The sequence below is a fragment of the Rhodococcus sp. R1101 genome, from assembly GCF_000278445.1.
In the GTDB taxonomy this organism is placed as follows: domain Bacteria; phylum Actinomycetota; class Actinomycetes; order Mycobacteriales; family Mycobacteriaceae; genus Rhodococcus; species Rhodococcus gordoniae.
The window spans coordinates 1-739 of the sequence record NZ_AJVB01000870.1 but is presented as its reverse complement, the minus strand read 5'-3'; the positions used below and the strand labels follow the sequence as shown (position 1 = coordinate 739).

2 protein-coding genes are annotated in these 739 nt (G+C 68.2%); both read left to right on the top strand.

From position 1 onward, the window contains the following. Nucleotides 1–486: potassium channel family protein (locus tag R1101_RS0124885; protein WP_016935817.1), on the top strand; the 486-nt coding region annotated here is incomplete at its 5' end. A gap of 25 nt (nt 487–511) precedes the next feature. Further along, on the top strand, nt 512–739 hold a 228-nt coding region (locus R1101_RS0124880), incomplete at its 3' end, for an NAD-binding protein (protein ID WP_016935816.1).

Below are 739 nucleotides of genomic sequence, written 5' to 3'. Positions count from 1 at the left end.
GCCGGTATCGAACGCGCCGATGCCTTCGCGGCGGTCTCCTCCGGCGACAATTCGAACATCATCTCGACACGGGTGGCCCGCGAGACCTTCGGTGTCGAACGTGTCGTCGCGAGGATCTACGACGCCAAGCGGGCCGCGGCGTACGAACGGCTGGGCATCCCCACGGTGGCAACCGTGCCGTGGACCACCGATCGCTTGCTCCACGCGCTGACGCACGACAGCGAGACCGCCCGCTGGCGCGATCCCACCGGATCCGTCGCCATCGCCGAGGTGAACCTGCACGAGGGATGGGTCGGACGACGCGTCACCGACCTCGAGGAGGCCACGGGATCGCGCGTGGCGTTCCTGATCCGGTTCGGCACCGGGCTGCTGCCCGACCGCAGGACGGTGCTGCAGGCCGACGACTCCGTCTACATCGCGGCCGTGTCGGGTTCCGTCTCGGAGGCGATCACGCACGCCGAGAACCCGCCGGTCGACGAGAACTGACCGACCCACCCGAGAGGAAGCTCACATGAAGGTGGCGATCGCCGGTGCCGGCGCGGTGGGACGCTCGATCGCGCGTGAACTGCTGCGCAACGCCCACGAGGTGATGCTCATCGAACGCAAGCTCGAGCATGTGGAACCGGACGCCGTTCCGGAGGCGACATGGGTCCACGCCGACGCCTGCGAACTCAGCTCGCTCGAATCCACCGGACTCGAACGGTACGACGTGGTGATCGCGGCAACGGGCGACGACAAG